The sequence below is a fragment of the Nonomuraea sp. MTCD27 genome (assembly GCF_041950495.1).
Taxonomy (GTDB): domain Bacteria; phylum Actinomycetota; class Actinomycetes; order Streptosporangiales; family Streptosporangiaceae; genus Nonomuraea.
The window spans coordinates 40,439-66,691 of record NZ_JBGNUW010000018.1; the positions used below are offsets into that span (position 1 = coordinate 40,439).

Annotated in this window: 25 protein-coding genes; 10 read left to right on the top strand and 15 right to left on the bottom strand. The window is 73.3% G+C overall.

Annotated features, from left to right (window positions below):
* The first annotated feature begins 93 nt into the window (after positions 1-93).
* Positions 94-1,551, top strand: a complete 1,458-nt coding sequence (locus ACBJ59_RS42095; protein WP_375115702.1) for an alpha/beta fold hydrolase — start codon at positions 94-96, stop codon at positions 1,549-1,551.
* Between the two features lie 45 nt (positions 1,552-1,596).
* Here the strand turns inward: ACBJ59_RS42095 and ACBJ59_RS42100 are convergent, their stop codons facing one another.
* The 6 genes from ACBJ59_RS42100 to ACBJ59_RS42125 all read right to left on the bottom strand — a co-directional run bounded on the left by ACBJ59_RS42100 (position 1,597) and on the right by ACBJ59_RS42125 (position 5,002).
* A complete protein-coding gene (locus ACBJ59_RS42100) occupies positions 1,597-1,884 on the bottom strand; it encodes a hypothetical protein (RefSeq protein WP_375115703.1) in 288 nt (95 codons plus the stop codon).
* Between the two features lie 13 nt (positions 1,885-1,897).
* Positions 1,898-2,215 (bottom strand): hypothetical protein, encoded by a 318-nt coding sequence (locus ACBJ59_RS42105; protein WP_375115704.1) that lies wholly within the window; start codon positions 2,213-2,215, stop codon positions 1,898-1,900.
* Positions 2,216-2,267: 52 nt separating this feature from the next.
* Complete coding sequence (locus ACBJ59_RS42110; RefSeq protein ID WP_375115705.1) at positions 2,268-2,915, bottom strand: ArsR/SmtB family transcription factor; 648 nt, start codon at positions 2,913-2,915, stop codon at positions 2,268-2,270.
* On the bottom strand, positions 2,915-3,409 hold the full coding sequence (locus ACBJ59_RS42115) for a cupin domain-containing protein (RefSeq protein ID WP_375115706.1): 495 nt from the start codon (positions 3,407-3,409) through the stop codon (positions 2,915-2,917). The genes ACBJ59_RS42110 and ACBJ59_RS42115 overlap by 1 nt, the downstream gene beginning before the upstream one ends.
* 41 nt (positions 3,410-3,450) lie before the next feature.
* Positions 3,451-4,344 carry an LLM class flavin-dependent oxidoreductase gene (locus ACBJ59_RS42120; RefSeq protein ID WP_375115707.1) on the bottom strand — a complete coding sequence of 298 codons (894 nt, stop codon included), beginning with the start codon at positions 4,342-4,344 and terminating at the stop codon, positions 3,451-3,453.
* Between the two features lie 70 nt (positions 4,345-4,414).
* Positions 4,415-5,002: a TetR/AcrR family transcriptional regulator gene (locus ACBJ59_RS42125; RefSeq protein ID WP_375115708.1), complete on the bottom strand. Its 588-nt coding sequence runs from the start codon at positions 5,000-5,002 to the stop codon at positions 4,415-4,417.
* A 105-nt stretch (positions 5,003-5,107) separates the two neighbouring features.
* On the opposite strand from ACBJ59_RS42125, the gene ACBJ59_RS42130 reads away from it, so the two are divergent.
* A complete protein-coding gene (locus ACBJ59_RS42130) occupies positions 5,108-5,920 on the top strand; it encodes an SGNH/GDSL hydrolase family protein (protein ID WP_375115709.1) in 813 nt (270 codons plus the stop codon).
* A gap of 31 nt (positions 5,921-5,951) precedes the next feature.
* On the opposite strand, the gene ACBJ59_RS42135 is transcribed toward ACBJ59_RS42130, so the two are convergent.
* Positions 5,952-7,040 carry an alcohol dehydrogenase catalytic domain-containing protein gene (locus ACBJ59_RS42135; protein WP_375115710.1) on the bottom strand — a complete coding sequence of 363 codons (1,089 nt, stop codon included), beginning with the start codon at positions 7,038-7,040 and terminating at the stop codon, positions 5,952-5,954.
* A 145-nt stretch (positions 7,041-7,185) separates the two neighbouring features.
* On the opposite strand from ACBJ59_RS42135, the gene ACBJ59_RS42140 reads away from it, so the two are divergent.
* From ACBJ59_RS42140 to ACBJ59_RS42150, 3 genes are read left to right on the top strand one after another with little or no spacing between them, the layout of a single operon-like run.
* Positions 7,186-8,424 carry an ABC transporter substrate-binding protein gene (locus ACBJ59_RS42140; protein ID WP_375115711.1) on the top strand — a complete coding sequence of 413 codons (1,239 nt, stop codon included), beginning with the start codon at positions 7,186-7,188 and terminating at the stop codon, positions 8,422-8,424.
* Entirely contained in the window at positions 8,421-11,021 is a 2,601-nt protein-coding gene (locus tag ACBJ59_RS42145) for an ATP-binding cassette domain-containing protein (RefSeq protein ID WP_375115712.1), read from the top strand. The genes ACBJ59_RS42140 and ACBJ59_RS42145 overlap by 4 nt, the downstream gene beginning before the upstream one ends.
* Position 11,022: 1 nt before the next feature.
* Entirely contained in the window at positions 11,023-11,763 is a 741-nt protein-coding gene (locus ACBJ59_RS42150) for an ABC transporter ATP-binding protein (RefSeq protein WP_364132803.1), read from the top strand.
* A gap of 19 nt (positions 11,764-11,782) precedes the next feature.
* Here ACBJ59_RS42150 and ACBJ59_RS42155 read toward each other — a convergent pair whose 3' ends face one another.
* Together ACBJ59_RS42155 and ACBJ59_RS42160 are read right to left on the bottom strand one after the other, a co-directional pair.
* Positions 11,783-12,502: a dienelactone hydrolase family protein gene (locus ACBJ59_RS42155; RefSeq protein WP_375115713.1), complete on the bottom strand. Its 720-nt coding sequence runs from the start codon at positions 12,500-12,502 to the stop codon at positions 11,783-11,785.
* A 15-nt stretch (positions 12,503-12,517) separates the two neighbouring features.
* Positions 12,518-13,405, bottom strand: coding sequence for a LysR family transcriptional regulator (locus ACBJ59_RS42160; RefSeq protein WP_375115714.1), 888 nt, complete (start codon positions 13,403-13,405; stop codon positions 12,518-12,520).
* A gap of 72 nt (positions 13,406-13,477) precedes the next feature.
* Here ACBJ59_RS42160 and ACBJ59_RS42165 point away from each other — a divergent pair, with 72 nt between their 5' ends.
* Entirely contained in the window at positions 13,478-14,146 is a 669-nt protein-coding gene (locus ACBJ59_RS42165; RefSeq protein WP_375115715.1) for a type 1 glutamine amidotransferase domain-containing protein, read from the top strand.
* A gap of 95 nt (positions 14,147-14,241) precedes the next feature.
* A complete protein-coding gene (locus ACBJ59_RS42170; RefSeq protein WP_375115716.1) occupies positions 14,242-15,204 on the top strand; it encodes an alpha/beta hydrolase in 963 nt (320 codons plus the stop codon).
* On the opposite strand, the gene ACBJ59_RS42175 is transcribed toward ACBJ59_RS42170, so the two are convergent.
* On the bottom strand, positions 15,182-16,231 hold the full coding sequence (locus ACBJ59_RS42175) for a helix-turn-helix domain-containing protein (RefSeq protein ID WP_375115717.1): 1,050 nt from the start codon (positions 16,229-16,231) through the stop codon (positions 15,182-15,184). The two genes, ACBJ59_RS42170 and ACBJ59_RS42175, sit on opposite strands and share 23 nt — an antisense overlap.
* Positions 16,232-16,298: 67 nt before the next feature.
* On the opposite strand from ACBJ59_RS42175, the gene ACBJ59_RS42180 reads away from it, so the two are divergent.
* Genes ACBJ59_RS42180 through ACBJ59_RS42190 form a run of 3 tightly spaced genes read left to right on the top strand, consistent with a single transcriptional unit; the run spans position 16,299 to position 19,215 of the window.
* Complete coding sequence (locus tag ACBJ59_RS42180; RefSeq protein ID WP_375115718.1) at positions 16,299-17,396, top strand: acyl-CoA dehydrogenase family protein; 1,098 nt, start codon at positions 16,299-16,301, stop codon at positions 17,394-17,396.
* A complete protein-coding gene (locus tag ACBJ59_RS42185) occupies positions 17,393-18,391 on the top strand; it encodes an acyl-CoA dehydrogenase family protein (RefSeq protein ID WP_375115719.1) in 999 nt (332 codons plus the stop codon). The genes ACBJ59_RS42180 and ACBJ59_RS42185 overlap by 4 nt, the downstream gene beginning before the upstream one ends.
* Positions 18,388-19,215, top strand: a complete 828-nt coding sequence (locus ACBJ59_RS42190) for a TIGR03619 family F420-dependent LLM class oxidoreductase (protein ID WP_375115720.1) — start codon at positions 18,388-18,390, stop codon at positions 19,213-19,215. Before ACBJ59_RS42185 ends, ACBJ59_RS42190 begins: the two co-directional genes overlap by 4 nt.
* On the opposite strand, the gene ACBJ59_RS42195 is transcribed toward ACBJ59_RS42190, so the two are convergent.
* From ACBJ59_RS42195 to ACBJ59_RS42215, 5 genes are all read right to left on the bottom strand, one after another.
* Positions 19,193-19,882 carry a hypothetical protein gene (locus tag ACBJ59_RS42195; protein ID WP_375115721.1) on the bottom strand — a complete coding sequence of 230 codons (690 nt, stop codon included), beginning with the start codon at positions 19,880-19,882 and terminating at the stop codon, positions 19,193-19,195. The genes ACBJ59_RS42190 and ACBJ59_RS42195 overlap by 23 nt on opposite strands.
* Before the next feature lie 78 nt (positions 19,883-19,960).
* Complete coding sequence (locus ACBJ59_RS42200) at positions 19,961-21,703, bottom strand: CHAP domain-containing protein (protein WP_375115722.1); 1,743 nt, start codon at positions 21,701-21,703, stop codon at positions 19,961-19,963.
* Between the two features lie 261 nt (positions 21,704-21,964).
* Complete coding sequence (locus ACBJ59_RS42205) at positions 21,965-22,714, bottom strand: glucose 1-dehydrogenase (protein WP_375115723.1); 750 nt, start codon at positions 22,712-22,714, stop codon at positions 21,965-21,967.
* Entirely contained in the window at positions 22,701-24,713 is a 2,013-nt protein-coding gene (locus ACBJ59_RS42210) for an acetate--CoA ligase family protein (protein WP_375115724.1), read from the bottom strand. Before ACBJ59_RS42210 ends, ACBJ59_RS42205 begins: the two co-directional genes overlap by 14 nt.
* Positions 24,710-26,218 (bottom strand): class I adenylate-forming enzyme family protein, encoded by a 1,509-nt coding sequence (locus ACBJ59_RS42215; protein ID WP_375115725.1) that lies wholly within the window; start codon positions 26,216-26,218, stop codon positions 24,710-24,712. Before ACBJ59_RS42215 ends, ACBJ59_RS42210 begins: the two co-directional genes overlap by 4 nt.
* Positions 26,219-26,253 lie beyond the last annotated feature (35 nt).

A 26,253-nucleotide genomic window follows, 5' to 3' on the forward strand; every position in this document is an offset into this window, starting at 1 on the left:
GTCCCGAACGGATCCGGCGGACGCCCCCGTGGTCCGCGGCCGGGCCCGCGAACGAGGGTGGGGAGGTGATCACAAGTCGGATGGAGGAGACACATGTTCGGCAGAATCAGTGGGGCGGTGGCGGTGGCTGTGGCTGTGGCTGGGGTCCTGGCGATGACGCTGACCGCCCCGGCGAGCGCTGAGACGCCCCGGCTCCCGTGGCGGCCGTGCGCGGGCGGGAACGTGCCGGCCGGGATGGAGTGCGCCACGATCGAGGTGCCCGTGGACTGGGCCCGGCCCCAGGGCCCGAAGGTCCGGCTGGACCTGGCCCGCCTGCCCACCACCGGGTCCACTACTGGGCGCCGCGTCGGGAGCGTGCTCGGAGTGCCCGGCGGCCCCGGGGCCAACGGCATCGACGACCTCAAGCACGCGGCGGACGACCTCACCGAGCTGCGCCGCCGCTTCGACCTGGTCGCCTACCGGCCGCGCACCACCGTCTGGCGAGAGTCCATGCCCGCCTCGTGTGCCCGAGCCCCGCTCGCGCTGTACGAGCCCCGCGACCGGAAGCAGTACGCCGCCCTGGCCGCGACCATGGCCAGAGCCTTCGCCGCGTGCCGGGCCGACGACCGCACGGGCCTGTTCGCGCACCTGGACTCCCTGTCCGTCGCCAGGGACATGGACGCCGTCCGCCGGGCGCTGGGCGAGGAGCGGCTGAGCATCATGGCCAACTCGTACGGAGGCGTCGCCGCGGCCGCCTACATCCGGCTGTTCCCGCAGCGCATCCGGGCCATGTACGTGGACGGGGTGATCAACCAGACCGAGGGCTGGCCGGCCGCCGGCCTGGTGGCGTTCCGCGGCGCGGAGGAGGCGCTGACCCGGTTCGGGCGCTGGTGCGCGGAGACGCCCGCCTGCGCGCTGCACGGGGAGGACGCCGCGGAGGTCTGGCGCGAGCTCACCCGCGCCGCCGACCGCGACCCGATCCCGGTCACGTCGGAGCAGTTCGGTGCGGGCGAGCTGACGGGCTGGCGCCTGCGCAGCTTCAGCTTCGTCCCCGATCCCGGCCCGGACGCCGCCAACTGGCTGACCCTGGCGACGGCCGTCGACCGGGCGCGGCGCGGTGACGGGTCCGGATTCGCCGAGTGGGTGCTCGGCAACGCGCACGTGTGGGCCATGCCCGGGATGCTGGCCATGACCTGCGGCGACGAGCGCGGCTACACCGGCTACGGGCAGCTCAGGGAGCATCGCCGCCAGCTGCGCGAGGTCGCGCCGAGCTTCGCCGGGGCCGCGTTCGACGCGCTGGGCTGCATCGGCTGGCCGGAGGAGGTGGCCAACCCGGCCCGCCCGCTGGAGGTGCGCGGGGTGCCGCCGGTGCTGGGAGTCGGCTCCCTGGAGGGGGACTTCCCGTGGACGGAGCGCTTCACCCGGATGGTGCCGGGGTCGGTCACCGTGGGCTATGACGGGCCCGGGCACGTCATGTATCTCAGCGGCAGGAAGTGCCCGATCGCGCACGCGACCGCGTACCTGACCGAGCTGAAGCTGCCGCCGGCCGGCACCGTCTGCCCGGCCGAATGAGGCCGTGGACCCCGGGGGCGCGCGGACCGCCCCCCGGGGCGCGGGTCAGCTGATCTGCGTGCAGTCCACCAGCGTGACCTCCTCGGGGAGGGCGGCCGTGCCGCCGCTCACGCACTTGATCCTGAGCGGGACCGTGTGGGCCACCCCGATCGCCTCGCCGCTGAAGCGGCCGTTGGTCACGGCGCCCGGCGAGGCGTGGCAGTGGCCGAACAGCACCGACACGCCCGGGTCACCGCGGACGGTGTCGCAGGTGTAGGTCGGCACGCCGGCCGCGTGGGCGGGAGCGCTCAGGGCGCTCAGAACGAGGACGGTGGCGGTGATGAGGCGGATCATCGGCGGGCCTCCACTAGTCCGGGTCGGCGAGGTTGCAGGCGGGGACCCAGCCGACGACGCCGGTGGTCACGTTGCGGCCGTGGTGCCACAGGGTGCTCTCGAAGTTGTCGCACCGGTAGAGCCCGTGCTCCTCCGACCGGTTCGCCTCGAACCCCTGCCCCGCGTAGCCGAGCCCGTTGCGGCCCGACCCCGCCCGCGGCTCGCTCCAGATGATCACGCCTTGGGCGCCGAAGTCGTACAGGCGTCTGGCCTGCGCGGTCTCGGCGGGGACCAGCCCGCCCAGCGTCAGGGCCGCCAGCAGGCCGGCCATGGTGGCTCGTCTGATGTGCACCGTGCCTCCCTCTGTGAGTCGAGATCGTCTCTCACAGTAATGGCACGGTCACTCAACGTTCCAATGGTTTTTCCCCGCGCCTCCAGGCGAGATAGCCGCCGTCCAGCGGGCGGGCGTCGTAGCCGTGCTCGCGCAGCAGGCGTACCGCCTCGGGGGAGACCACGCAGTACGGCCCCCCGCAGTACGCCACGATCTCCGCCTCCCTCGGCAGCCCCGCCAGCCGGTCGCGCAGCTCCGCCGCCGGCACCGAGATCGCCCCCGGCACGTGCCCGGCCGCGTAGTCGGCCGCCGAGCGCACGTCGACGACCACCGTGCCCGGATCGGACAGCCGGGCCGCCAGCTCGTCGGCGGTCACGCCCTCCAGGGAGCCCAGCCGCGCGCGCACGGCCTCGCGCAGGTCGGCCAGCCGGCCGTCCGCGAACGCCTGGAACTCCCCGAGGAAGCGCGAGACCCCCTCGTCGGCCAGCCGGTAGTGAACGCGCGTGCCCTCCCGCCGGCTGGTCACCAGGTTGGCGGCGCGGAGCTGCTGGAGCTGGGCCGAAGTGTTCTTGAGCGGGATCTCCGCCGCCTGCGCCAGCTCCTCGACCGTGCGCTCGCGCTGGTCGAGCACGTCCAGCAGGCGCAGCCGCACCGGGCTGGCCAGGGCCTTGCCGATGCGGGCGAGCTGCGCGTAGATCGGCTCTTCCGGGAACGCGGACATCAGACCATGTACTGGTCGTGGCGCAGGTACAGCTCGGTCCACTCCTCCGGGGTGAGCTGCCGGCCGGTGGTGGCGATCTCGGCGAGCTCCTCGAAGTACGCCTCGCGCGGCGCCCCCGGCGTGAACAGGATCAGCATCGAGGCCGGCTCGCCCGACTCGTTCCTGAAGGCGTGCACGCCGCCCTCCGGCAGGAACAGGAAGTCGCCGGGCCTGCCGTCGGCCCACTTGTCGCCGTTGTAGAGCTTGATCGTGCCGGACAGCACGTAGAACGACTCCGTCATGGTCCGGTGGAAGTGCGCGCCGGGCCCGGACGGGCGCGGGCCCATGTCCCAGCGGTAGAGGCCGTAGGCGCCGTTCGTGGAGCCACCCGTCGCGAGGTAGTGGACCTGCGTGCCGCCTGCGCCCATGGACAGGTCCGGCGCCTGGCCGGCCGGCTTGAAGACGCCGCTGTGCTCGCCGGTCTCGCCGAAGTAGCGGGGTTCGGGATAGGACATTTCCGCCTCCTCTAGTTTTCCATGGAAGCTTAGAATAGTCCTCACAATTCCGGTAGTACTTCCGTGGCGAGGCGTTCGAGCTGCTCCGGCTCGTCGAACATCGGGTCCAGCAGCACCAGGCCCGCGCCCGCGTCGACCACCTCGCGCAGGCCGCGCACGCACGCCTCCGGCGGGCCCGTGACGGCCACGTCCGCGCCGCCGTACATGCGGCGGAGCTGCTCCTCGATCCGGCCCTCCGTGCCCACGGAGACGTAGACCCGCTTGGCGACGCCGAAGCGCGCCGGGTCGCGCCCGGCCTGCTCCAGCTCCGCCCTGAGCGTACGCACCTGCTCGGCGAACGCCGCCGTGGTCGCCCCGCCCGCCCCCACGAACCCGTCACCGTGCCGGACCGCGCGCCGGATCGCGGCGGGCTGGTGCCCGCCGATCCACACCGGCGGATGCGGCTTCTGGTACGTCTTGGGCTCCATCGCGGCCTCCACCTGCCAGAACCGGCCGTGGAAGGCGATCTTGGGCTCCGTCCAGCAGGCCTTCATCAGCTCGATCCCCTCGACGAAGCGCGTCACCCGCCCCTCGGGCGGCACGCCGAACGGCGCCGGCATGTCGGCGGCGCCGAGGCCGAACCCCACCTCCAGCCGCCCCTGGCTGAGCTGGTCCAGGGTGCTGAGGCTCTTGGCCAGGTGCAGCGGGTTGTGCAGGACGCTGACGAACACGGCACAGCCGATGCGCAGGCGCTCGGTGGCGGCGGCGGCGTACGTCATGACCTCGATGGGGCCGAGGGTGGGGATGGGCGACAGCGGCCCCTCGCGCGTCCAGACGCTGTGGAAGCCCAGGTCCTCCACGCGGCGCAGGTAGGCGCGGAAGGCGCCGGGGTCGAAGGCGCCGTCGCGGACCTGCTGGGGGAGGGAGATGGCGAAGCGGGTCGTGGTTTCTGTCATGCTCCACCGAATAACCCGGTGACGGCGGGCCGTCCAGCTTCCCGCGCCGCCCCGCGCGCTACTTCGGGCTTCATGAGGCGAGCTGTTGGAGGAGGGTGCGGGCGAAGGCAGCCGCGGCGGCCGCGTCGTCGCGGCCGGCGGGCGGCGCCATGTGTCCCAGGAAGGCGTACTGGAAGCAGGCGCCGAGCAGCAGGCCGGCGGCGGCGGTGACGTCGGCTTCCCGGCGTATCCGGCCGAGGTCCTGCTCGGCGCGCAGGTACGCGGCGACGAACTCGTTGGCCTTGTGCGGGCCGGCGCCCTGCTGCCGGAGCTCCTCCTTGTGCGCGGTGAGGGTGGCCGGGTCGGCGAACATGGAGGCGAGCATCGGGAAGCCCTCGCCGTAGAAGCTGATCGCGGCCCGCGCCACGGCGGTGAGGTTGGCCGCCAGCGTCCCCGTGCCCGCCCTGCCGTTCAGCGCCTGCGCCAGCGACGCGAAGCCGGGTGAGCGTTCCCGCATCACCGCCACGAGCAGGTCGGCCTTGTTGGTGAAGTGCTTGTAGAGGGCCGCCTCGGTGAACCCGGCGGCCTGCGCGATCTGACGGGTGGTCGCGTGGGCAAGGCCACGTTCGGCCATCACTTGGGCGGCCGCGTCGATGATCAGATCCCTGGTGTTGCCCATCTTCGTCCCTTCCTTGTGCCGGGGTAGCGCTTGACGTGGTTAGTAAACGCTCACTAGCCTCCTTCCCGCAAGCGTTAGCGAGCGTTTACTAACCAAGGAGTCTAGGTGAAGCGGACCATGAAGAGGCGGATCATCATCGGCCTGTGCGCGCTGCTGGCCACCGTGCTGGCCACGGTGCTCGGTCTCACCGGCGCAGTCGGCTACCTCACCTTCCTGCGCCCGGCCGACAACCCGCCGGCCGAGGCGTGTGCGGGTGGGGCCGGGACGCGCCCCCGGGTGGTGGCCGCCGGGGCGAGCATGACGCAGGGGGCGCTCGGCGCGAACTGGGTCGGCGCGTTGCGGGAGCGGGCCGAATTCCGCGGTCACGAGTTCGTGAACGCGGGGGTCAACGGCAACACGACGGCCGATCTGCGGCAGCGTGTCGACGGCGACATCGTGGCCTGCCGGCCGGCGGCGGTGACGATCCTCATCGGCACCAACGACGTTCGCAACGGGGTTCCGCTGGAGGAGTATCGCGCCAACCTCGACGCGATCGTCGATCGGGTCAGGGCTCGCACGGGCGCCCGGGTCGCGCTGGTGTCCCTGCCGCCGCTCGGTGAGGATCTGGGCAGCGAGATCAACGGCCGGCTCGGCGCCTACAACGCCGTGATCCGGGAGGTCGCCGCTCGGGCGCGGGCCGACTACCTGCCCTTGTACGAGCGGGTGGTCGAGGAGTTGCGGCTGACAGAAGGCCGGATGCCCTACGACTTCAGCTTTCCGCTCGCTCTGGCTGTCGCGGCTCAGCACTACCTGCTGGGGCGCAGCTGGGATGAGATCGCCCGTGCGGGTGGGCGGGCGCTGCTGGTCGACCATGTCCACCTGAGCGATCGGGGCGGGGCGCTGGTGGCGGATCTCGTCGGCGGGTGGCTTGCCGGTTGACGCCGGGGATGGGCGGAAGGCGGGCAGCCTTTCAGAACGTGATGACCGTGCGGGCGACGGTGCCCTGGCGGACGTGGGTGACGGCTTCGTCGATCTGGGCCAGGGGGAGGCGTTCCGAGATCAGGCCGTTGAGGTCGAGGCGGCCGGCCAGGTACTGGGCGGCCAGCATCGGGAGGTCGCGGTGGGGGGCGGCGTCCCCGCCCTGGGTGCCCATCAGGCGGCGGGAGGCGAACAGCAGGCCCGTGTCCAGGCTCATCGGGTGGCCCTGGGGCGGGCTGCCGACCATGACGGTGGTGCCGCCGGGCTGGGTCGAGGCGAAGGTCTGGGCCAGGACGCCGGGGGCCCCCGTCGCGTCGAAGGCGTAGTCGACCCCGCCCCTGGCCAGCTCGCCCACCTGCTTCGGCAGGTCGGTGGCCCGCAGGGTGTGGGTGGCGCCGAAGCGTTCGGCCAGCTTGAGCTTCTGGTCGGCCACGTCGGCGGCGATGATGGTGGTCGCGCCCGCCAGCACCGCGCCCTGGATGACGTTGAGTCCCACGCCGCCGCAGCCCACGACGAGCACGGAGGCGCCGGGCGGGACCTGGGCGACGTTCAGGACGGCGCCGATGCCGGTGACGACGCCGCAGGCCAGGAGGCTCATCGCGTCGAAGGGGGCGGACTTCGCGATCTTCACGCACATGAGTTCGGCCACCACGGCGTACTCGGCGAACGAGCCGATGCCGATGAAGCGGCGGGTCTCCTCGCCGTCCAGGGTGATCCTCGGCAGGCCGCCCATGATCGTGGGCAGGCGGGCGGGGCCCGAGCACAGGTGGAAGCGGCCCGCGCCGCACGGGCGGCAGCGGCCGCAGGGGCCGTTCATGGCGATGATGACGTGGTCGCCGGGTTTGACGGTGGTGACGCCCGTACCGACGCTCTCCACCACTCCCGCGCTCTCGTGTCCGAGGATGAACGGCAGCCTGCTCACCACGGGGCTCTTGCCGTCGATGGCCTTGAGGTCGGAGCCGCACACGCCCGACGCCTTGATCTGCACGCGGACCTCGCCGGGGCCCGGATCCGCGATCTCGACCTCACGGATCTCCATGGGGGCGTGGAATGCGGTCAGCACGGCCGCGCGCATCAGCATGCGCCACACGCTAGCCGGGCGGGCGATCACGAGCAAGCGGTTGCTCGGGAACATGTGACCGCGCCCGTTGACGGCCCTCCCGGGCGAATTTACGCTCATGACACAAAACCAAGCGAGCGCTAGGCCAAATGCACGGGAGGCCGTCATGGTGCGGGGTAGATCGATGGCGGTCGTGGTCGCGTTGCTCGCCGCCGGATGCGCGGCCCAGCAGCAGGGTACGACCGCGCAGGGCGGCGCGGCGGGTGTGACCGACACGACGATCAAGGTCGGCGGCGTGCTGACCAAGACCAGTGCCAGCGGATACTCCACCAAGGACGCCGAGCTCGGCGCCAAGGCCAGGTTCGAGCGGGCCAACGCCGAGGGCGGCGTGCACGGGCGGAAGATCGAGTTCCTCGGTGCCGAGGACGACGGCCAGGACGCGGCCAAGGGCGACGCGGCGGCCAAGAAGCTCGTGCAGAAGGACCAGGTGTTCGCCCTCGTCCCCGTGCACGCCCCCAACTTCGGCGGCGCCGCCTTCCTGGAGCAGCAGGGCGTCCCGTGGTTCGGCTGGGCGACGGGGCCGCAGTGGTGCGGGACGAAGACCGGATTCGGGTACAACGGGTGCCTCGCGCCGAAGCAGGGGGCCGGCTCGCAGACGTGGTGGGGCCGGCAGATGGCCGACCTGCTCGGCGGCGCCGAGGGCAAGAGCGTCTACGTGCAGACCTCCGACTCCAGCGGCAGCAAGTACGGCGGCACCACCATCTCCCAGTCGTTCACCGCTGCCGGCTTCGAGCTGGCCGGCGTGAACTCCGGCCTCCCGGCCGCCGCCCCACCCCCGGACTGGCTCCCGTACGTCAACAAGATCATGACCTCGGACGGCGGGGCGCCCCCGGACGTCGTGGTCTCCGTGATCGCCGGCACCAAGTTCAACGTCGGCCTGTACGCGGCTCTCAAGCGGGCCGGCTACAAAGGCGTGCTGACGGACGCCACCAGCTACGACGCCGCCATCCTCAAGGACCCGGCCAGCGCCCAGGCCCTGGAGGGCGTGATCGCGGCGCCCATGTTCGAGCCCTTCGAGTCCACCGCCCCCGAGATCGCCCGGCTCAGGCAGGACGTCGAGAAGGTCGCCCCCGGCACCGTCCTCACCCAGCACCTGGCCATCGGCTACTGGGCCGCCGACATCTTCCTCGACATGCTGAACAAGACCGGCAAGGACCTGACCAGGGAGAAGTTCCTGGCCACGGGCAACGGCTCGTACCTGTACGAGAACGCCGGCTTCGGGAAGATCCAGTATCCCAAGGACCACAGCGAGCCGAACGGCTGCGGCGCCCTGGTCAAGCTGGAGGGCGGCGCCTTCCAGGTGGCCAAGAGCATGAAGTGCTTCGACAACGTGCCGCTCAAATGATCCTGAACTACATCCTCAGCGGCCTGGTCACCGGCGCCATCTTCGCGATCATGGGATCGGGCCTGACGCTCTCGTACGCGGCCACCGGGCTGTTCAACTTCGCCCACGGCGCCGTCGGCTTCCTGACCGCCCTGCTGTTCTACGAGCTCAACCAGGCGGCCGGCCTGCCCGCGTGGCTGTCGGCCCTGGTGTCGGTGGCGTTGTTCGCGCCCGCGCTCGGCTACGTCCTGCACAGGGCGATGTTCCGCGGGCTCGCCCAGGCGGGGGAGACCGCGCAGATCGTGGCCACCATCGGGCTCACGATCGCGCTGCCCGCGCTCGGCCTGCTGGTGGTGGATCTGGCCGGGCTGCCGCCGGCGGACGCGACATCGCTGCCGCGCGGCGTCGGGCCGCACCCGGCGCAGGCGTTCGAGGTGCTCGGGGTGCGCCTGGACAGCGACCAGCTCATCACGTTCGGCTTCTCGGCGGTGACGGCGGCCGGGTTGTGGGCGTTCATGCGGCATTCGCGCTACGGGCTGCGCATGCGCGCCTCCGTGGACCGCCGCCGCCTGGCCACGCTCCGGGGCATCGACGCGGACGCCACCTCCGCGCTGGCCTGGATGCTCGGCTCCGGGCTGGCCGGCCTGGCCGGGGTGCTGGCGGTGTCGGTGCTGGGGCTGGACGCGACCGCGTACACGGTGCTGCTGTTCGCCTCGGCCACGGCGGCGGTGTTCGGGCGGCTGCGCTCGATCCCCTGGACGTTCGCGGCCGGGCTGGCGCTCGGCGTGGTCCAGAACCTGGTGGCCGGCTACACCGACTTCCTCGAAGAGGTGACCGGGCTGCGCACGGCCGTGCCGGTGATCCTGCTGTTCGCCGGGCTCGTGCTGCTGAACCGGTCGCGTGACCGGGTCGCGGGCAGCGCGGCGGAGGACGCGCCGCCGCCCGACCACCTGGCCGGGCTGCCGCCGTGGCGGCGGCGCCTGCCGTGGGCGCTGGGGGTGGCCGCGCTGGTGGCGTTCGCCTTCGCGGGGTCCGAATACTACGTGGGCGTCGCGGCGCAGGGGCTCGTGCTGGCGCTGATCTTCTGCTCGTTCGTGGTCGTGACCGGGATCGGCGGCATGGTGAACCTGGCGCAGGCCGCCTTCGCCTCGATGGCGGCGCTGACCTGCGGGTGGGCGTTCTCGTCGGGGCTGCCGTTCTTCGCGGCGATCCTGCTGGGCGTGCTGGCCGCCGCGGCGGTGGGGATGCTGGTGGCGCTGCCCGCGCTGCGGCTGGGCGGGCGGGTGCTGACGCTGGCCACGCTGGCCATGGCGCTGCTGGCCGACCAGGTGCTGTTCCAGGTGGACGCGTTCAGCAACGGGACGATCGGGTGGTCGCTGCCCGCGCTCGGGTTCGGCTTCGCCGACACCTCCGACCCCCGGGTGCGGGTGGTCGTGCTGCTCCTGCTGATCGGAGGGGTGGCCCTGCTGGTGCGGAACCTGGAGAGGTCGGCGTCCGGGCGGGCGATCCTGGCCGTGCGGTCGGCCCCGGCCGCGGCCACGACGTCGGGGCTGTCTGCGCCGCGTACCAAGATCATGCTGTTCGTGCTGGCGTCGGCGATCGCGGGGCTCGGCGGGGTGCTGTTCGCCATCTCCAAGGGCTCGATCACCGCCACCGACCTGCCCGCGTTCTCCGGGTTCGTGTGGCTGGCCGTGGTGGTGCTGCAGGGCGTGCGGCGCATCGGCGGGGCCGTGCTGGGCGGGCTCATCGCCGTCGCCGTGCCCGAGCTGCTGGCCACCTGGCACGTGTCCGCGCACGTGGGCGCGATCCTGTTCGGGCTCGGCGGGATGATCCTGGCCAAGCACCCCGACGGGGTGCTCACCCAGCTCGCCGAGCTGCGCCATCGCCGGCGGCCCGCGGACGTGCGGGTCGTCCCGGAGGCGCCGGCCGAGCGCGAGGAGGCGCTGTTCGTGATGCAGGGCGTGGTCGCCGGGTACGAGGACTGCACGGTGCTGCGCGGCGTGGACCTGGCCGTACGCCCCGGCGAGGTGGTCGCGCTGCTCGGCGCGAACGGCGCGGGCAAGTCCACCACCTGCGCGGCCGCCGCCGGGGACCTGCCGGTGACCGGCGGCCGGATCCTGCTGGACGGCGAGGACATCACCGCCTGGCCCGCCCACCGCAGGGCCCGCGCCGGCATCCTGCTCGCGCCCGAGGGCAGGGGCGTCTTCCCCGGCCTCACGGTGGAGGAGAACCTGCGGACCTGGCTGCCCGACCCGGAGCCCGTCTTCGAGCGCCTGCCCCAGCTCGCCGAGCGCCGTACCGTCCTGGCCGGCGCCCTGTCCGGCGGCGAGCAGCAGCTCCTCACGCTCGCGCCCGCCCTCGTGCGCCCGCCCCGCGTGCTGATCGCCGACGAGCCGTCGCTCGGGCTGGCGCCGATGGTGGTGCGGCAGGTGTTCGAGGTCTTCGCCGAGCTGCGCGAGCGCGGGGTCGCGCTGCTGCTGGTCGAGGAGAAGGCCACGGAGGCGCTGGCGATCGCCGACCGGGTGGCGTTCATGCGGCTGGGCCGGGTCACCTGGGCCGGTCCCCGCGCCGAGGTGGACAGCGAGCGGCTGACCGCCGCCTACCTGGGGGTGAAGTGACGTGCTGGCCGTGGAGAGCGTGTCGGTGGCCTTCGGCGGGGTCAGAGCCCTGGACAAGGTGTCGTTCGAGGTCGGCGAGGGCCTGGTCTGCGGCGTGATCGGGCCGAACGGGGCCGGCAAGACCACGCTGTTCGACGTCGTGTCGGGCCTGCGCAGGCCGAGCGAGGGCCGCGTGCGCGTGGCCGGCCGGGACCTGACCGGCCTGTCCCCGGTCAGGCGGGCCAGGGCCGGGTTGCGCCGCACGTTCCAGCGCACCCAGGTCTTCGGCCGGCTCACCGTGGCCGCCAACGTGCTGGCCGCGCTCGACTGGCACGGCGGCGGTGGCGGGCTGGCCGCCGACCTGGTCGGCTGGCCGGCCCGGCGGCGGCTGGAGCGCGAGCGGCGCGAGCGCGTGGCCGAGGTGCTGGAGCTGTGCGGGCTCACCGAGCTGCGCGACGCGTACGCCGCCGCGCTCCCCGTCGGCCAGCGCCGCCTGGTCGAGCTGGCCAGGGCCGTGGCCGACCGGCCCCGCCTGCTGCTGCTCGACGAGCCCACCTCCGGGCTGGACACCGGCCAGACGGCCCGCCTGGGCGAGGTCGTCAGGGCCCTGGACACGACCGTGCTGCTGGTCGAGCACGACATGGGCTTCGTCATGGACACCTGCGACCGGATCGTCGTGCTGGACCTCGGCAAGGTGATCGCCGCCGGGGCGCCCGGGGAGATCCGCGAGGACCCGGTCGTCAGGGCCGCCTACCTCGGTTAGGAGCGCCGCTCGGCGAACGTCATGAGTGCCGCTCGGTGAACGACAGGATGCGGCGCCAGGCGTCCTGGCAGGCGCCGGCCCACTCGGCGTAGGAGCGGTCGAAGAACGAGTGCGGGGCGCCCTCGTAGACGTGGGTCTCGTGCTCGGTGCCCACCCGGTCGAGCGCGGCCTCGTACGCGTCGAACTCCTCCGGCGTGGACACCTTGTCGGCCCCGCCCCGGAGCAGCAGCAGCGGCGCCCCAGGGCCGGTGGTGGGCGCGTCGATGAAGCGCAGGGCGCCGTAGAAGCCGATGCCGCCCGCCAGGCCGTTGCCCTCGGCGGCCTGCCGCCACGACTGGGCGCCGCCCATGCAGAAGCCCACCGTGAACACCGGCCCGTCCAGCGCCTCGGTGGCCGCCTTCGCGTCCGCCCTGACGTGGTCGTTGGCGAGCTGGTTGACGTGCGTCATGAAGTCGAAGTCGTCGCCCCGGTCGCCCGGCCCGGCGGTGCGGCCGAAGTAGTCGATCGCGATCGTACGGAACCCCGCCTCCGCGAACCGCACGGCCAGGTCCCGGTAGAACGGGTGCAACCCGCGTACGTCGGGCAGGATCACCATGCTCCGCCCGTTCGGCTCGGCGGGCTCGGCCCGGTAGGCCATCAGGCGGTTGCCGTCGGCGGCGGTCAGCTCTATCTGCTCGTGCGCGACCACCTCGCCCTGGACGGGCGGGGCGGGCGGCCTGCTGTCGGTGGAATGGCACATGCGATCAGCATGCCCCTAATACGGTGGCGCAGCCCGCAACGACCGGATGAGATGGGCCCGCACCTCCGCCACGGCAGGTCTGGCCTGCGCGCCGGAGCGGACGGCGAGATAGCCGGTGTTGATCGGCGCCTCCGGCGGCTCCGCCAGCTTGACCAGCGCGCCGGCGGCCAGGTCGCGCCGGCACAGGTACGCGGGCAGCACCGACACCCCGACCCCGGCCCGGACCGCGCTCAGCACGCCCCGCAGATCGGGGATGACGACCTGGGCCGCCATCGTGGGACGGCGGCCGAACACGCCACGCCAGTAGCGGCGCACGATCGGCAGGTCCTCGGCGTAGGCCACCAGGGGCACGCCGGCCAGCTCCCGCGGCCCGGCCCCGGACACCGACCGGGCGACCTCGGGCGAGGCGACCAGGACGAACTCCTCGTCGTAGACCGCGTCCGCCCGCACCCCGCGCAGCCGGGGCCGGACCGTGGACAGCACCAGGTCCAGCCGCCCCGCCGCGAGGCCGGCCAGCAGGTCGTCGGACAGGCCGAGGGTGAAGCGCAGCCGCAGCCCGTCGCGTACGAGCGGGGCGAGCATCGGCATCACCTCCTCGCAAAGGAACTCGGCCGGCCCGCCCAGATGGACGGCCTCGTCGGAGGGCAGTTCCGACTCGACCACCTCATCCAGCGAGTCGAGCCCGGGCGACACCCGCCGGGCCAGCTCGTCGGCGGCGGGCGTGGGCGCCACGCCGCGCGGCAGCCGGTCGAACAGCGGCCGGTCCAGCACCGATTCCAGCGTCTTGACCTGCGCGGTCACGGCCGGCTGCGACAGGCCGAGCGTCTGCGCGGCGGCCGTGATGGAGCCGGTCCTGTGCACCGCGAGGAAGGTCCGCAGCAGGTCCAGCGAGAGAGGCGACATATCAGTATTCTGATGCCTCGGGGCGGGTTCTGTGATTTGTCGCTGATAGCGGGCCGGGGCGATGCTGGGGGCATGACCAAGCGCATTCTCATCGCTCTGACCAGCCACGACGACCTCGGCGGCGTGGAGAAGACCGGATACTACGTGCCCGAGGCCGCCCACCCCTGGGAGATCTTCCGCTCGGCCGGGTTCGAGGTGGAGGTCGCCAGCGTCCGCGGCGGCGAGCCGCCCCAGGACGGGTACGACCCCGAGGACCCCGCCCAGGTGGCCTTCCTCGCCTCGCCCGAGCAGCGCGACACCGCCCGCCTGGCCGACGTCGACCCCTCCCGCTACGACGCCGTGCTCTACGCCGGCGGCCACGGCACCATGTGGGACTTCCCCGACGACGCCGACGTGATCCGCGTCGGGCGGGAGGTGTACGAGCGCGGTGGCGTCGTGGCGGCCGTCTGCCACGGCCCGTCCGCCCTGGTGAACCTCACGCTGTCCGACGGCTCGTACCTGGTGGCGGGCAAGCGGGTGGCGGCGTTCACCAACGCGGAGGAGGAGCAGCGCGGCGTGGCGGACGTGGTGCCGTTCCTGCTGGCCGACGCGCTGGTGGCGCGCGGCGCGAAGCACGAGCCGGGCGAGAACTGGCAGGCCCGGGTCGTCGTGGACGGCCGCCTGGCCACCGGCCAGAACCCGGCCAGCGCCGCCCCCCTCGCCGAGCAGGTGGTCGGGCTGCTCGCCGAACGGCGGGGCTGAGACGGGTAATCGCCGCCGGATGGCGGTTGTGCGCCACGGTCGCGGGCCCGACCATCGAGGAAGTAGCCCCACCGTTCCCCTGGAAGGGAAACCCCATGGCATTGCACCCCAACCTCGATCCCGAGCTGCGCGCCGGGATGGAGCAGGTCCCTTTCGCAGCGGCCGACATGGCGCTGTCGTTCGAGACCCTCGCCGGGCAGCGGGCGCAGATGAACGCGATGATGGCCGCCGCGCCCGCCCCCGACACGCGGGTGTCGATCGAGAACCGCATGGTCCCGGGTCCTGAGGGGGAGCCGGACGTCCGGCTGCGGATCTATCGGCCGGAGGAGCAGGGTGAGGGCCGGCCGGGGCTCTACTGGATCCACGGCGGCGGCATGATCATCGGCGTGCCGGAGATCGACGACGCCATGATGATCGACTACGTCGAGCGGCTCGGCGTCGTCGCGGTGTCCGTGGACTACCGGCTCGCGCCCGAGCACCCGCATCCCGCGCCCGTCGAAGACTGCTACGCCGGGCTGGTCTGGACCGCCAAGAACGCCGCCGAGCTAGGCATCGACCCGGACCGGCTGGCCGTGGGCGGCGCCAGCGCGGGCGGCGGGCTGGCCGCCGCGACCGTGCTGCTGGCCCGGGACCGGGGCGGCCCCGGGGTGGCCTTCCAGCTCCTCGTCTGCCCGATGCTGGACGACCGCAACACCACGCCGTCCAGCCACGAGTTCGCCGAGGCCGTGGTGTGGGACCGGTCGGCCAACCTCTTCGGCTGGTCGGCGCTGCTCGGCGACCGGGCCGGCACCGACGACGTCCCCCCGTACGCGGCCCCGGCCCGCGCCACCGACCTGTCCGGGCTGCCGCCGGCGTTCGTGGACGTGGGGGAGCTGGAGGTGTTCAGGGACGAGTGCCTCGACTACGCCCGGCGGCTGGCGCAGGCGGGGGTCTCGACCGAGTTCCACCTCTATCCGGGGGCGTTCCACGGGTTCGACATCATGGTCCCCGGCGCCGAGCTGAGCCGGCGGGCCCAGCAGGCCCGGATGTCCGCGCTCAAGCGGGCGTTCCGCCGCTGACCTGCGGATTGGCGAGCAGGCGGACCAGGGCCAGGGCCAGGTGGGCGCGCATCCGCCCGGGCTGGTCGGCCAGCGAGAAGCCGAGCACCGACTCGGCGCGGGCGATGCGCGCGGCCAGCGAGCTGTGGTGCAGGTGCACGGCTCCGGCCGCGCCGCGGATCGAGCCCGCCAGGCACAGCGCCCGCACCGCGAGCATCGACTCCTCGCCGAGCCGCGCCATCGCCCGGACGTCGGCCAGCTCCGCGATCGCCGCCTCCGGCAGGTCGGCGAACAGCGCCAGCGCGCCCAGGTCCGACCAGCGCATCACCAGGTCGTGGGGGCCGGTGAAGCGCAGGGCGGCCCGCGCGCCCGACCACGACTCGGCCGCCCGGATGCCCGGCAGCTCGGGGCCGATCCCGACCCTGGCCCCCTCCGGCACCTCTCGTGGGAGGGTGGTGGTCACCAGGACGGCCTGGGTGTCGCCGATGGTGGCCTCGCGCACGTGGTGGCCCATCGCGCGCAGGCCCGACGCCAGCCCCCGGTCCGGCAGCGCGATCGCCAGGGCCTGCAGCGGCGTGGCGGGGTCGAAGCCGAGCAGGCGCAGGGCGCGGGCGCGCTCGGCCTCGCCGGTCTCGGCCGACAGCGCCAGCTCCACCAGCGCCGGGTCCTGGCCCGTACGCGTCAGCGCGGCGGCACGTTCCAGCGTGACCTCCGCCGCGGCGGCGTACCGTTCGAGCACGATCTCGTCGAGCCCGTGCGCGGGCCCCTCGCGCTCCATCCAGACCGCCCCGAGCCCGGAGCTCAGCTCCCTGGCCCGGGCCGGAGTGGCGGCGGGCGCGTCGGCGGAGCCGTCCGGCGAGGTGCGCGTGCGCCGGCCGGTGGTCGCGTCGAGCAGGCCGACCGGGCACTGCGCCAGCCGCGCCGTGGCGGCGAGGAGCACCGGCACGCTCACGTGGTCGCGCACCAGCGAGTCGAAGTAGGCGATGACCCGCACCGCGCTCTCCGCGTCGGCGTCGAGCGTGGAGAGCCGCAGCAGCAGTCCCTGCACGGTGACCAGACTAAGTCGGTGGGCGGCGGCCTGGCGAGCTTACCAAGCGTGCGCTAGGTTGGTTGTCGTGGATCTCGACTTCTCCCCGGCCGAGCGGGACTTCCGCGCCGAGGTTCGCGACTGGCTCAGGACGCACGTGCCGGGCCCGCTCCCGTCCATGGACACCCCCGAGGGCTTCGCCGCCCACCGCGCCTGGGAGGCCGAGCTGGCGGGCGCGCGGCTGTCCGTCGTCTCCTGGCCCGAGGAGTACGGCGGGCGCGGCGCCTCCCTGATCGAATGGCTGATCTTCGAGGAGGAGTACTGGGCCGCCGGCGCCCCCGCCCGCGTCACCCAGAACGGCATCTTCCTGCTGGCGCCGTCCCTGATGCGGTTCGGCACGGCCGAGCAGCGCGAGCGCTGGCTGCCCAGGATGGCCAGGGGCGACGACGTGTGGGCGCAGGCGTGGTCGGAGCCGGAGGCCGGCAGCGACCTGGCCGCCCTCACCTCCCGCGCCGAGCCCGTGCCGGGCGGCTGGCGGCTGTCCGGCCACAAGACGTGGAGCTCGCGCGCCGCCCACGCCACCCACGGGTTCGGCCTCTTCCGCACCTCGGGGACGCGGCACAAGGGGCTGACGTACTTCCTGTTCCCCCTGTCCGAGGTCGGCGTGCGGCCGATCGCGCAGCTCGACGGGCTGCCCGGCTTTGCCGAGCTGCACTTCGACGGCGTGTACGTGCCCGAGTCGATGGTGCTCGGCCAGGCCGGCGAGGGCTGGCGCATCGCGATGGCCACCACCTCCTCCGAACGCGGCCTGACCCTGCGCAGCCCCGGACGTTTCCTGGCCACCGCCGACCGGCTCGTCGCGCTGGCCCGCGACGCCGCCGACCCGGCCCTGGCCGACCGGGCCGCCAGGTGCTGGGTGGAGGCGGAGGCGTACCGGCTGCACACGTTCGGGACGGCCCGCCGGATCATGGCGGGGGAGGAGATCGGGTCCGCGGCCAGCATGGGGAAGATCTTCTGGTCCGAGCTGGACCTGCGCATGCACGCCCTGGCCCTGGAACTGCTCGGGGACCGGGCGCAGGAGTGGCTGGACGGGTTCCTGTTCTCGCTGGCCGGGCCCATCTACGCGGGCACGAACGAGATCCAGCGCAACATCGTCGCCGAACGGGTCCTGGGGCTGCCGCGATGAACTTCGGATTCACCGACGACCAGCTCGCCCTGGCCGCGACCGTGCGCGACGTGCTGCGGGCGCACTGCCCGCCCGCCGCGCTGCGCTCCGAGCGCCGCCCGGCCTGGGAGCAGCTGGCCGCGCTCGGCTTCTTCGGGCTGCTGCTGCCTCCCGAGGCCGACGGGCTGGGGCTCGGGCTGACCGACGTCCTGCCCGCGCTGGAGGAGACCGGGCGCGCGTGCCTGCCCGGGCCGGTCGTCGAGACGGCGGTGGTGGCGCCGTCGCTGCTCCCCGGGGCTCCCAAGCTGGCCTCCGGCACGGTGTGCGTCGGCGTGCTGCCGCCCGGGCAGGCGTACGCGGCGGACGCCGACCTGGCCGACCTGCTCGTGGTGGTGCGGGACGGCGGGGCGCGGCTGGTGGCCGGGGAGTCCGTGCGCCTGGCCGCCCGGGCCGGGGTGGATCCGTGCCGGCCGCTGTTCGAGGTGGCCTTCGACACGTCGGAGCCGCTCGACGGGCCGCTGGGTGGGCCGCTGGGCGGGTCGCCGGCCGTCTCCGTCGAGGCCGCCCTGTGGCGGGGCACGGTGGCGACGGCCGCGCAGCTCGTCGGGGTCGCCAGGGAGCTGCTCGCGGTGACCGTCTCCTACGCGCGGGCCCGTACCCAGTTCGGGGCGGCGATCGGGTCGTTCCAGGCGGTCAAGCACCAGCTCGCCGACGTGGCGGTGGCGGTGGAGTTCGCGGCGCCGCTGGTCCACCGGGCGGCCCTGACCGTGGACGGCGCGGTGCCGAGCGCCGGGCGCGACGTGAGCGCCGCCAAGGCCGCCGCCGGGGAGGCCGCCACGCTGGCGGCGCGGGTGGCGCTGCAGGTGCACGGCGCCATCGGCTACACCGAGGAGCTGGACCTGCGGTTCTGGCTCGCGCGGGCCTGGTCCCTGTCGGCCGCGTACGGCACCACCGCCGCGCACCGCGAGCACCTGCGTTCCGAGATCGTCGGCGGCTCCCCGCGGAGGTACCCGTGAAGTTCGGCGTCCCGCTCGGCCTGCTGCACCCGGCCGCCTGGAAGGACGTGGCGGTGGCGGCCGACGAGCTCGGGTTCGAGTCGGTGTGGCTGCCCGAGCACCTCGTCTTCGCCACCGACCTGTCCCTGGCCGTCTACCCGGGCACCACCGATCCGGGGATCAAGCCGACGACGCCGCTGTTCGACGCGCCCGCGTACCTGTGCTGGCTGGCCGCGTTCACCACGCGCGTCCGGCTCGGCACGGCGGTCCAGCTCCTCGCCCTGCGCCACCCGTTCGTGTCCGCCCGCGCGTTCGCCACCCTGGACGTGGTCTCGTCGGGGCGCGCCATCTGCGGGGTCGGGGCGGGCTGGTACCGGGGGGAGTGGGAGGTGGCCGGGGTGCCGTTCGAGACCAGGGGAGCACGGCTGGACGAGGCGATCGAGGTGGTCAGGCGGCTCTGGAGCGAGCCCGTGATCGCCCATTCCGGGCGGTTCTACTCCTTCTCCGAGGTGGCCTTCGAACCCAAGCCGGTGCAGCGGCGGCTGCCCGTGCTCGCGGGCGGGGAGTCGGCCGCCGCCCTGCGCCGGGCGGCGCGGCTGTGCGACGGGTGGGTCAGCATGCCGCACACGATCGAGTCGATCAAGCCGCAGCTCGACCGGCTCGGGCCGGGCGTGCCGGTGACGGCGCACGCGTATGCGCTGGCCTCGCCGGACGAGGTGGCCGCGTGGGCGGCGCTCGGGGTGGAGCGGCTCATCGTACGGCCCTGGACGCGAAGCCGGGACGCGGTGTCCCGGCTGGCCGCCTTCGCCGCCGACTACGGCGTCACGAGCAGCGGCGGGTCGTGACCCTGCCCGTCGTGATCGTGGTGCACTGCTGCGGCCTCGTCGTCGTTCTCGGCGGCGTGGCACCCGTACCGTCGTCCGGGGGTTCCAGCATGACCTTGCGGCCCTTGCCGCCGTAGGGCCGCGCCCGGAACGTCTCGGAGTAGTCGGACCGGTGGAAAGAGCCGTTCACCGCCTTCTTGCCCACCGCGGGGACCTGGCGGTCGGGCGGGAAGTAATACCACTCGTAGCCGGTGTCACCGTCGTCGCAGCGGCCGTCCCTGACCCGGATCCTGGTCTGTTTCCGCACGCAGATTTCAATGCGGTCCATTTCGTCATCGGCAATGACGATGTCCTCTCCCGTGCCGCCCTTTTCGGATACCCGATACGGCAGATCGGAGGCGTCGAATGTGCCGGAGCCCGCCTTCTTCCCGACGGCGGGTATTTTCGCGGTCAGGGGGACGTAGTACCAAACGTGGCCAGGATTGTTGTCGTCGCAGAGCTGGTCCGCGGCCCTGACCAGGGTGGCCTTCCTTACGCAGATCTCCGCCCGGTCGACCTCTGTGCCTTCGTCCTCGTCGGTCTCCTCCCAGACGGCCTCCGGGACGAACTCCTCCGGCGGTCCGGCGCATCCGGCGACCAGGAGCAATGCCAGGCCGAGGGAAGAAGTGCGTAAGGCGGTCGGCGACAATTGGCCCCACTTTCCGTATTCGTCTATCGCTGGACGGCTCAACGACGGCCGCGGAAAGGGAGTTCCCGATATACCTTTTCAGGCCCGGTGCCGGCCTCTTCCGGCGCGCGTCGCGCCGACCAGTTCGTGATCCGACCGGCGGTGGCGGCGCCCTCTCAGCGGGACGTCGTGCGTGAGCGGCTCGTGGTCCGGACGCCGGTGCCGGCGGCCCCGAGGCGGCAGGTCGGGCGAGAACGTGGCGTGCTCCTCGGCGGCACGGCGGCGCCGGCGACCCCGGTAGGCGGCCTCGGAGGAGTCGAGGACGTCCTCGTGCCCGCGCCTGCGCCTGGGCGGGCTGAAGGCGTCGAACGCGCTGGTGGCCCCGGGGATGACGATGCGCTCGAACGGCCCGGTGTCGACGACCCGCTGCAGCGGGCCGGTGTCGAGGACGACCTCCAGCGGCCCGGTCTCGTCGGTGAACTCGAACCGGCTCCGGTCGAAGTCCGGCTCGAAGGGGTCGTCGTCGAAGGCGGGCGTGAACGGGCCGCTGCCGCCGGCTGCCTGGCCGTGGGAGCGGGTGCTGCGGTGCCGCGGCACGGCGTCCGTGGCCAGGTCGAACGGCCTGGTCTCGTGCGGCAGCTTCCGGTGCGTGGCGGGGCGGGCGGCCCCCGCGGTGACGAGGGAGGGCTGGGCGGCCGTGGCCGCGGCGGTCATCGGGGCGGTCACCGTGGCCGTCAATGGGGCCGTCACCGGGACGGTGGTCGTCCGGCGGCGACGGCGGCGGCCGGCCTTGGAGCGGGACGGGCGGGCGGGCTTGCCCGCCGCGGCGACCGGGCTCAGGCGCATGCGGCGGGTCTTGGCCACGGCGAGCAGCGCGAGGGCGGCCACCAGGGCCGAGCCGACCAGCGTCGGGGCGCTGACGGCCGGGAGCGGGCCGGTGGCGGAGGCGTCGGTGTGCGTCGGAAGGGGCTCGGCGGTCGCCGCCTCGGTGTCCGCCGTGGCCGGCTTGGCGTGCTTGCCCTTCTTGACCGTGCTGGGCGAGGGGGAGGCCGCCGTCCTCGGGCTGGTCGTCACCGACGCCGAGGCGGAGACGGAGGGCTGGGGCTGCGGCTGGACCTGGGTCTTGGGCTGCTCCTGAGCACGGCCCTGGGCCTCCTCCGGGGTCTGGCCCTCGGTACGCCCCTGGGCACCCGACTCCTCCCGCCCGGGGGTCTGCGACTGGAGCCGGTCGGCCCCGGCCAGCGGGGTCTGGGCCCGCCCCACCTCGCCCCTGGGGATCAGCGAGCTGAGCGACTCCTCGGGAAGCTGGAGCGTGCCAACTTGATCGCCATCCTTGGCCGCCTCCTTCTCGGCCCGCTTCGCCGCCGCCTCGTCCAGCCGGGACTTGATCCGCTCCGGGTAGCCGTAGCCGACGACCTTGCTCGTGTCACGTTCCTTGCGCTTGGCGACACCGCCGTCGATGTTGCCCTCGATCGTGAAGATCCGGCCGTTCTCGACCTTCGTCACGACGCCGACGTGATCGATGTTGTCGACGTCGTTCGAGCCGCTCCAGTCGTAGAAGACGAACGCGCCGACCTTGGGCGTCTTGCCCCACGCCCCCTGCTCCTTGAACCACTCCGCGTGCGCCACCGTCCACGCGAACTGCCCGATCCACTCCTCGTAGCCGAGCTTGTGCGCGGCCCAGGAGAGATACATGTCGCACCACGGTGCGGAGCTGTAGTCGGCGTCGAACTCGACGTTCTTGCCGTACCAGTCGCCGAACTTGGTGTACGCGCCCGACTTCTCGGCGTAGCCGACCTGACTCTCGAGCAGCTCGATGTACTTCTGGATCTCTGGCGTCATGGAAGCGTGGGGAAACCTTCCGCGCAAGACCGGTTTATCCACGCAGCCCTAGGTAAAGAGGTAACCAGGGACTGGTGTGACAAGACCGGAGGCCTGTCGTCTTCCGTGATGAGTGAGGCTACCGTGCTGTAACCCCAGGTCAAGCACGTCCCAAGAGAGACCCATGCCACTCCAGGGATAGAAACCGCAGGTCAAGGATGTTGCCAGAAATGTCCATGCCTAGGTGGTTTAACCAGAAAAGATCTACCTTGAGGTGAGGTCTCAGTACCCTGCGCCCGTCAGCAGCCCGCCGTCCACGGTGAACTCGCTGCCCGTGCAGTAGCTGGCCCGGTCGGAGGCCAGGAACGCCACCACGTGCGACACCTCCACGGGCTTGGCGAAGCGCTTGATGACCATGGACTTGACGAAGGCCTCGCCGTCGACCTCGTTCATCATCACCGGGTCCATGGCCATCGCGGTGTTGATCGCCCCGGGGTGCACCGAGTTGACCCGGATCTTGAACCTGGCCAGCTCCCGCGCCGCCGACTTGGTGATGCCGCGGATCCCGAACTTCGAGGCCGAGTACGCCGACAGCCCCTCGGCGCCGACGTATCCCTCGATCGAGGAGATGTTCACGATGGCCCCGCGCCCGGCCGCCTTCATGGGCTCGATCGCCGACTTGATCCCCAGCCAGGTGCCCTTGAGGTTGACGCTGATCACCCGGTCGAACTCCTCGGGCGACATATCGGCTATCCGCCGAAATTGCAGGATCCCAGCGTTGTTGACCAGCACGTCCAGCCTGCCGTACACCTCCGTGGCCGTCGCGACGGCACGCTCCCACTCCTCCACGCTCGTCACGTCGTGCCGCACGAACGTGGCCCCGGTGTCCGCCGCCAGCGCCTTGCCCTCCTCCTCCAGCACGTCCCCGAACACGACCCGGGCCCCCTCCTCCAGGAACAGCCGTACGTGCGCCGCCCCCATGCCCCGGGCCCCGCCGCTGATCAGCGCGACCTTGCCGTCAAGCAGTCCCATGACGCCCTCCTGCCGCGACGGCCACGGCGGCCGCCTCCATGGTGCGGTAGACGGGGATCCCCGCCGCCGCCGCGATCCGCCTTACCTCGTCCTCGACGCCCGGGGGCGCGCATTCGCCGTTCCTGGTGACCAGGGTGACCCTGATCCCGGGCCGCGCGGCCTGGGCTCCGGCGAGGGCGCGGGTGTAGGCGTACAGGGGTTCGGTCCTGTCCCCGTAGGTGAAGAACGCCGGGACGTTCACGTGCGCCACCACGTCCCGGTACGGCCCCGCGAGCGCGTCGATCACCTCGGCCACGAGCCCGGCCCGGCCCAGCGGCCCCACCGGCACTTCCAGCGGGTTGCCCGCCGCCACCACCCCGAGCCCGCGCAGCGCGTCCAGGCGGTCGCCGGGCAGCGCGTCCAGCCGCACCCCGGCCAGGTCGAACGCGTCCGCCGCCAGCACGCTCGCGCCCCCGCTCGGCCCCACCACCAGCACCCCGTCCCCCGAGGTGACGCGGGAGCCGTGCGCCTGGAAGAACGCCAGCACCCCGATCAGGTCGTCCTGGGTGGACACCAGCGCCGCCCCCGCCTGCTCGGCCACCGCCTCCCAGATCCGCCGGTCGCTCACCATGCCGCCCGTGTGCGAGACCGCCGCCCGCTGCCCCTGCCCGGTGCGCCCGCCGACCAGCAGCACCACGGGCAGCTCCGCGTCCCGCAGCGCCGCGTACAGCTCGCGCCCGTCCCGCGGATCCTCAAGGTACAGCCCGACCGCCCGCGTCTCGGAGTCGCGGGCGAGCCAGCGCAGCAGCTCAGCGGGGGTGACGTCGGCCGCGTTCCCGACGGTGACGACCCGGCTGAACGCCAGCCCGCGCCGCTCCCCGACCTTGATCACCTCTCCGGCGAGCCCGCCGCTCTGGGAGATCAACGCGACCGTGCCCGCGGGTCCCATCCCGCCGCCCACGAACGTCTGGCGGCCCTTGGGGGAGTACACGCCCATGCAGTTGGGCCCGAGCAGCCGCGTCCCCGCCGCCCGCGCCGCCGCGACGAGCTCCTCCTCAAGCTCCGGCCGGCCGGCCTCCCCGAACCCGCCGCTCATCACCTGCACGAACGGCACCCCGCGCGCCTGCCGCACCACCTCGGCGCACCGCTCGGCGGGCACCGCGACCAGGGCGTAGTCCACCTCCGCCGCGGCCAGCGACGGCACGGCCGGCACCCCCGCCACCTCGGCCGCCGTGGGATGCACGGCCACCAGCGGGACGCCCGCGGCCCGGTAGAAGCCGAGGAACATGTTCCCGAAGTTCGGCCTGGACGTGGAGGCCCCGGCGACGGCCACGGCCCCGGGCTCGAAGAGCGGCAGGAAGTCCGTCGCGCGCGTCACGGGCTCGCCGGGGGACGCCTCGCCCGGCAGGTGGCGGGCATCGACCGCGATCACCCCGGCAGGGCCGGCGATCACCGGGTTCAGCTCGAACTCGCCCAGCTCCAGCCGCTCCCACAGCCCTCCCGGCCCGCCCACCGTCATGAGCAGCTTGACCACCGCGTCCACGTCCACCGGCGGCCCGCCGCGCCAGCCGTCCAGCAGCCCGGCCCCGCGCAGGGACGCCAGCATGCGCCGCGCGTCCCCCTCCGCGATCGGGCAGAGCCGCAGCGCGGTGTCGCGCAGCGCCTCGGTCCACACCCCGCCCAGCCCGGCGAGCAGCACCGGCCCGAACGCCGGGTCGCGCACCAGCCCCACGATCAGCTCGACCCCGGCCGCGGCCTGCTCCTCCACCAGGAACCCGGCGGGCTCCAGCCGCGCCTCCATCCCGGCCGCCGCCGCCTCCAGGTCCGCGAACCGCAGCCCCAGCGCCACGGCCCCGGCCTCGGACTTGTGCACCAGCCCGGGCCCGAACGCCTTCAGCACCAGCGGCTCGTTCAGCTCCCGAGCCGCCCCGAAGTCGAGGTCGCGCACCACCACCCCGCGCGGCACCGGCACCCCGGCGGCGGCGAGCAGCGCCTTGACCTCGTGCTCGTACGCGCTCACCCGTGCAGCTCGCGGATCTTCCTGCGCAGCAGCTTGCCGGGCCCGCCGGAGGCGTCCTGCGAGTGCGGCAGCTCGCCGGTCACCACGATGCGGTCCGGCCGCTGGTGCGCGGGCAGGGTGTCGGCCAGGGCCAGCGCCAGCTTGGAGGCGTCGAGGGTGTGCCCGGCGCGCGGTACGACGGCCAGCAGCACCTCCTGCTCCGCCGCCCCCTCGGGAACCCCGACCGCGCCGGCCTCGGCCACCCCGTCCAGCGCCGAGGCCGCCTCCTCGATCACGACCGGCTGGGTCCAGACGCCGCCCTTGAGGATGGAGTCCTCCCTGCGGCCGAGGACGCGCAGCACGCCGTCGGCGGAGAGCGTCCCGAGGTCGCCCCCCACGTACCAGTCGCCGCGCAGCACCTCCGCCGTCTTGTCCGGCAGGCCGTCGTACCCGGCCATCCGGTGCGGCCCGGCCAGGTTGATCTCGCCGACCTCGTCGATCACCGAATTCCCCTGGGGGCCGGTGATCCGCACCGCGTTCCCCGTACGGGCGCGCCCCGAGGACCCCAGCGGGGTGGAGCCGTCGTCCACGCGCCCCATGCACGTGTACGGCGCCTCGGTCTGCCCGTAGTACGAGAACACCCCGGCCTGCGGCAGCCGGGCCTTGATCCGGTCGAGCATGGTCGCGGTCAGCGGCTCGCCGCCCAGCATGATCACCTGGATCGAGGACAGGTCCACGCCCTCGTGGGCGGCCGAGGCCAGCAGGGCCGCGTAGAACGAGGGGATCTGCGACACGTGCGTGACCCGTTCGCGGGGGACGACCCGCAGGAAGTTCTCCGGCCCCCAGTCCTGCTCCAGCACCAGCCGCATCCCCGCGTACAGCGCGGGCCCCACGATGGCCGGGAAGCCGATGCCCCAGATGATCGCGCCCGTGCCGAACACGGAGTCGGGCCCGCGCGGCACGTCCAGCCAGATCTGCGCCGTGGCCAGCGACGACGCGTGCGTGTGCGTGACCGCCTTGGGCAGCCCGGTCGTCCCCGAGGTGTAGTAGAGCGCCAGCGGGTCGTCGTGGAACCCGGCGAGCGGCGGCTCCTCGTCCGACCCCTCGGCCAGCTCCCGCACGTCGATCCACGTGGTCACCTCCGGCAGGCTGGGCCTGATCCGCTCGACCACCGCCTCCACGGTCGCGTCGTGGACGAACGCCGTGCACCCGGAGGCCGCCACCACGTCCCGCAGCGTCTCCTCCGGCCAGTACGGGTTCAGCGCCGCCGTGACCGCCCCGATCTTGGCCTGCGCCAGGTAGACCTCGGCCACCCGCAACGTCTCGTTGAGCAGCGCCGCCACCCGCCTGCCCGGCGTGATCCCGGCGGCGAGCAGGGCGTTGGCGCGGCGGTTGACGTTCCGGTTGAGCTGGTCGTAGGTGAAGCTCTGCTCACCGCAGTACGTCAGCGCCACCCGGTCGGGCGTGCGCAGCGCTCCGGCGGTCAGGATCGCGTGGCCGTAGTTGCCGTAGGGTGATCGTGCCATGGGGGGTGCCTCCACATCAGAGGGGCAGATCAGAG

Bases quoted from the DNA above. Each gene is read 5' to 3' on its own strand.
- ACBJ59_RS42095 (WP_375115702.1), top strand. From the start codon at position 94: ATGTTCGGCAGAATCAGTGGGGCGGTGGCGGTGGCTGTGGCTGTGGCT.
- ACBJ59_RS42100 (WP_375115703.1), bottom strand. From the start codon at position 1,884: ATGATCCGCCTCATCACCGCCACCGTCCTCGTTCTGAGCGCCCTGAGC.
- ACBJ59_RS42110 (WP_375115705.1), bottom strand. From the start codon at position 2,915: ATGTCCGCGTTCCCGGAAGAGCCGATCTACGCGCAGCTCGCCCGCATC.
- ACBJ59_RS42115 (WP_375115706.1), bottom strand. From the start codon at position 3,409: ATGTCCTATCCCGAACCCCGCTACTTCGGCGAGACCGGCGAGCACAGC.
- ACBJ59_RS42120 (WP_375115707.1), bottom strand. From the start codon at position 4,344: ATGACAGAAACCACGACCCGCTTCGCCATCTCCCTCCCCCAGCAGGTC.
- ACBJ59_RS42125 (WP_375115708.1), bottom strand. From the start codon at position 5,002: ATGGGCAACACCAGGGATCTGATCATCGACGCGGCCGCCCAAGTGATG.
- ACBJ59_RS42135 (WP_375115710.1), bottom strand. From the start codon at position 7,040: ATGCTGATGCGCGCGGCCGTGCTGACCGCATTCCACGCCCCCATGGAG.
- ACBJ59_RS42140 (WP_375115711.1), top strand. From the start codon at position 7,186: ATGGTGCGGGGTAGATCGATGGCGGTCGTGGTCGCGTTGCTCGCCGCC.
- ACBJ59_RS42145 (WP_375115712.1), top strand. From the start codon at position 8,421: ATGATCCTGAACTACATCCTCAGCGGCCTGGTCACCGGCGCCATCTTC.
- ACBJ59_RS42155 (WP_375115713.1), bottom strand. From the start codon at position 12,502: ATGTGCCATTCCACCGACAGCAGGCCGCCCGCCCCGCCCGTCCAGGGC.
- ACBJ59_RS42160 (WP_375115714.1), bottom strand. From the start codon at position 13,405: ATGTCGCCTCTCTCGCTGGACCTGCTGCGGACCTTCCTCGCGGTGCAC.
- ACBJ59_RS42165 (WP_375115715.1), top strand. From the start codon at position 13,478: ATGACCAAGCGCATTCTCATCGCTCTGACCAGCCACGACGACCTCGGC.
- ACBJ59_RS42170 (WP_375115716.1), top strand. From the start codon at position 14,242: ATGGCATTGCACCCCAACCTCGATCCCGAGCTGCGCGCCGGGATGGAG.
- ACBJ59_RS42185 (WP_375115719.1), top strand. From the start codon at position 17,393: ATGAACTTCGGATTCACCGACGACCAGCTCGCCCTGGCCGCGACCGTG.
- ACBJ59_RS42200 (WP_375115722.1), bottom strand. From the start codon at position 21,703: ATGACGCCAGAGATCCAGAAGTACATCGAGCTGCTCGAGAGTCAGGTC.
- ACBJ59_RS42205 (WP_375115723.1), bottom strand. From the start codon at position 22,714: ATGGGACTGCTTGACGGCAAGGTCGCGCTGATCAGCGGCGGGGCCCGG.
- ACBJ59_RS42215 (WP_375115725.1), bottom strand. From the start codon at position 26,218: ATGGCACGATCACCCTACGGCAACTACGGCCACGCGATCCTGACCGCC.